Here is a 4,210-nt window from a genome sequence, read left to right as displayed (position 1 = left end):
CTTGCAAATGATTGTCCTTTCCTTCATTTCTCTCCTATTACGAAGATTTTAAACAGGTTCTTAGATCAATATTCTTTTGACGTTTATTGTCTTTTGGATCTTTAGTGTATTCATCATACACTATGCAAGCAGTCTGAACTAATCCATTTACAATACCTGGAAGACGGCTGTTATATTCACGTAAAGCTTCAGATTGCAATAATTTGTTTTCCTTTTCCAGATCTTCTATGCGCTTTTCTATGCTAGATTTAAAAATCTTACACTCCTCTTGAAAAATTACGTTAATTGCACCCTCTTCTGTGTATAAGTAACATACTTCCTTGACTAAGGAGTAATCTTCTTGGCCTATTGAGTAGTGTGTTGCATTTTTCAGTATATTCTGTATGACCAGCCTAATCACTTGCTCATTATGTGATACGTTTTGATGGATTTCTTTAGTGTAAAAAAGCGCCTCGACTATAACGTCTGTGTCTGTGTATTCAACATTAGACAATGCAATGAGGATTGATTCGTGTATGTTATCAAATTCGTTATTTTTAAATTTTTGATTGAGATAGCCGATAACATCATTGCTGCATTTAACACATTTTTCACACAAGTGCTCGATAAATGCAATATTACCAGCATCCAATGCAGTTTTCAGAATTAAATCATAAATTTCTTTTCTGCCACGAGCTCGTATGTTTTTCAGGATTTGTTGCCCTAGTATTGTAATAACTTTATCATCCGCAAATGCTTGTTCATATACATCGTAAATGGCATGATCTGCACTATTAGTGTATCGTTTGCACAGGTATTCAATGACAGATGTGTGTTCCTGGCTTATCGCAGTTTCTGATAAAGTAACAAAACTCTTTTTTAATAACTCTTCTGTTGAGGCTTTTTTAGTTAGCTTATTAATATATCTTTCAAATGCACCCAGCACTATCGTGATGAATTCTTCATTTTTGATCAGAGACGCTGTTTCAAGCACACCATACAAAGAATCAGGATTACTTGTTTTTAACACCTGTCCAAAATCTCTTAAAACGTATTCGACAAAAACTGCATTTAATAATTCTTGCTCTTTTCTTAATGCTATAACTGAGAAAAAACCAATCTTATTAGGTTCGACAAGTTGTATAGTTTGATCTTTTAATCTTCCACAAACTCCATCGGTACCATGGAATTTTTCTATAAAAGCTTCAATATATTTTTGACCACCAACAAGGAGAGGTAAAAGACTTAAATTTCCTTCAGCAAAAAGAAAATCCTGATATTGCTCTACTAGCTTGTCATTAGCTGCAATTGCCAATAGTACCAATTCTTTTACTGAATAATCATACTCGAAACCCTCTTGATCAAATTTATATTGTGATAGTACATTTGAATATATATGTTGATGGTTGCTTCCGTTTTGTAACTCCAAATCAAGTTGATTTGAACAGAAATCTTTGAGATTTTCATTATCCAGCGTAATAGACCTGCCTTCATAATCTTCAATATTTTGTACAACCTTGTCTAATTCTTCACAATTATCTTCTTGTATAGCTTGATTTAAGATATTTATAATCTCAGCAAAAGTTAAGTTTTTAGGAATGATACCATATGAATCTTCATCTTTTAACTCTACAGTAAACGACCTATCACAACCATCAGGAAAGTTTGCAAGTATTGCATTCTCTAAACTTAGATCTTCAGGGGTGTGCTACATGGAGTAGCTGGTATCTCTTGACTTTCGCTATCTAAAACTTCAAACTCTTCTTCAATACCTGAATCTTCAGAATCTGGTTTTTCAAAACCATGCCAACTTTTGACTAATCTTTCAGAATTTGATTGGCCCTGTGAAGTTGCATCTTGTGATACAAAGTCCCTAAAATTGGAACCAAACATGTTTTACCTCCTAACCAGCAGCTAAGCTAAGTATAGCATTAAACAGAAATCTTGCCAAGCAAATTATTCAGTCTCTTAGCAAAGCTGCTCGCGTCATCCATCTCTTCGCCTTCCACGATGCAAGCTTGGTAAAACAATAAGTGAACCATGTCCTCCGATGTTGGGTTTTCACCACTTTCAGCATAAGATTTCATTATACTCTTTATTACAGGATGCTTAGTGTTAATTTCAAGCACCTTTGGCGTGCGGTAATTTAGCTGCTTTTGTTCACGCAAAAAACGCTCCATGCGAAGATCCATAGCACCTTCATCAACCGCTAGGCATACGGGACTATCAGTCAATTTTTTGGAAATTTTTACGCTTTTTACTGAATCTCCAAGCACTGTAGTAAAATATTGCAATATAGTTTCCTCAGTTTTTTCTTCATTCGATTTGTTTTCTTCATTTTTCTTATCTTCTTCTGAAGAGAATTTTTCCAAATCAACATCAGCGCGAGTCACAGACTTAAACTTTTGATCTTTATATTCATGAATTACACTAGTCCAGAAATCATCCACTGGATCAACGAACAGAAGAACCTCCAGCCCTTTACTGACGAACCCCTCAAGTTGCGGACTGTTTTTCACTGAACCGAGGCTATTTCCGGTGAGATAATAGATATGTTCCTGCTCAGGCTTCATTCTGCTTATATAGTCATCAATGCTGACTAATTTCTCATCACCAGTACTATGAAATCTGCAAATTGAGAGTAGTGCTTCTCTCTCATCAGTTGGCATAGCTTCACAAAGACCTTCCTTTAAAACTGCACCAAAATTGGTCCAGAATTTTGTATATTCCTCTAAATTCTCTTTTGCTTTTTTACCGAGCTCTGATATCACACGCTTAGTGAGAGATTTTCTGATCTGCTCAACAACACGATTATTCTGCAGCGTTTCTCTGCTGATATTAAGAGGCAAGTCCGGTGAATCAACCACGCCTTTCAGAAAACGCAAGTATTGTGGTATAATCTGTACGTTATCTTCAGTGATAAATACTTTATTTACATATAACTTCACAGAGCAACGTCTATCTGGATGGAATAAATCAAAAGGTTTTATAGAAGGAACATAAAGCAAATTTGTATATTCTATTGCACCTTCATTTTTATTATGCAATATCATCCAGGGCTCCCCGCCAACGTGAGCAACACTGCGGAAAAAATCGTTGTGCTCCTCTTGAGTAACGTCATTTTTTGGCTTAGTCCAAATTGCAGCCTTACCGTTTAACTTTTCACTTTTTCCTTCTTCGTCTATAAATTCAACAGGAAAATTTATGTGATCAGAGTAAGTAGTGACAATATTTTCAACACGAAATTTATCTAAAAACTCGTTTTCTTCAGGATGCATAATGAGCGTAATTTTGGTTCCGCGAGGGACTTGATTATCTGACTTGCTGATTGAATATTCCCCATCTCCTTTGGATTGCCAGATCCAAGACTCCTCTTCTCCAGCTTTTCTCGATTCTACTATTACTTCTGATGCAACCATAAAGCTTGAGTAAAAACCAACACCAAACTTCCCAATCAGCTCCACAGTTTGGCTTGAATCCTTGCTATTCTTAATCGCATCCAAGAACTTCTGCGTACCAGAGCTTGCAATTGTACCAAGATTGTCTATTAAATCCTGTCTATTCATTCCAATGCCATTATCAGTGATATATAGCTCGTTCTTATCTTTATTGGAGCTGATAGTGATTTTTAATTCGTCACTCAAATCTAGCAAATTAGGGTTTAGTTGAGATTCATAGCGCAACTTATCACATGCATCTGATGCATTTGATATTAATTCACGCAGAAAAATGTCTTTATTGGTGTAAAGTGAATGAATCACTATATTCAGCACTTTCCCTACCTCAGCGTCAAATTTTAAATTTTCAGTTTCTTGTACATTATGCATTTTGAGCTCCATTATTTGCCTACCACCCTAATAGTTTAAGTATTGAATCACGATTTTTCAAGGTCACGTACACCAAAATTAATGTGGGTGTAGTTATTATGACACCCAATTTATGGGATCTCTTGCATAACAAACTTTTGGCAGCGCATTGGATGAAACGAAAAACTTCCTTGACACCCTTCGCCAGCCCCCTTATCATGAAACTGAAGCTATTTATTTATCTTCGCAATCTCTGCAGTGGATTAATGACAAAAAAACTTAATGTATTTGGCGTAAATCGTGCTTAATTTTTTGCACTATGTGCACCTCATGTCTTTATCAAATTTCTAGCTACACAAGCTGAAATACGCTATTTAAAACATCAAAAAACGCCAACTTAAAAAATGGATAGTGAATAATTAGCT

The 4,210-nt window shown here is 35.6% G+C and carries 3 protein-coding genes; all 3 read right to left on the bottom strand.

All coding sequences use genetic code 11. From position 1 onward, the window contains the following. Window positions 1-37 precede the first annotated feature (37 nt). The 3 genes from OZD61_RS00405 to htpG are packed head-to-tail and all read right to left on the bottom strand — an operon-like array spanning window position 38 to window position 3,806. The gene (locus tag OZD61_RS00405; RefSeq protein ID WP_458695281.1) at window positions 38-1,654 is read right to left on the bottom strand and encodes a host RNA manipulator TomO; all 1,617 of its coding nucleotides are present in this window, start codon (window positions 1,652-1,654) and stop codon (window positions 38-40) included. Between the two features lie 14 nt (window positions 1,655-1,668). Further along, window positions 1,669-1,872, bottom strand: coding sequence for a hypothetical protein (locus tag OZD61_RS00400; RefSeq protein WP_274979430.1), 204 nt, complete (start codon window positions 1,870-1,872; stop codon window positions 1,669-1,671). Between the two features lie 38 nt (window positions 1,873-1,910). Next, the gene (gene htpG / locus OZD61_RS00395) at window positions 1,911-3,806 is read right to left on the bottom strand and encodes a molecular chaperone HtpG (protein WP_274979432.1); all 1,896 of its coding nucleotides are present in this window, start codon (window positions 3,804-3,806) and stop codon (window positions 1,911-1,913) included. Window positions 3,807-4,210: the final 404 nt, after the last annotated feature.

Origin of the sequence: Wolbachia endosymbiont of Drosophila bocki, from assembly GCF_028982005.1 — a bacterium.
Classification (GTDB): Bacteria; Pseudomonadota; Alphaproteobacteria; order Rickettsiales; family Anaplasmataceae; genus Wolbachia; species Wolbachia pipientis.
Note: the sequence above shows the minus strand (reverse complement) of the source record. Positions and strands in the feature narration are given on the sequence as shown.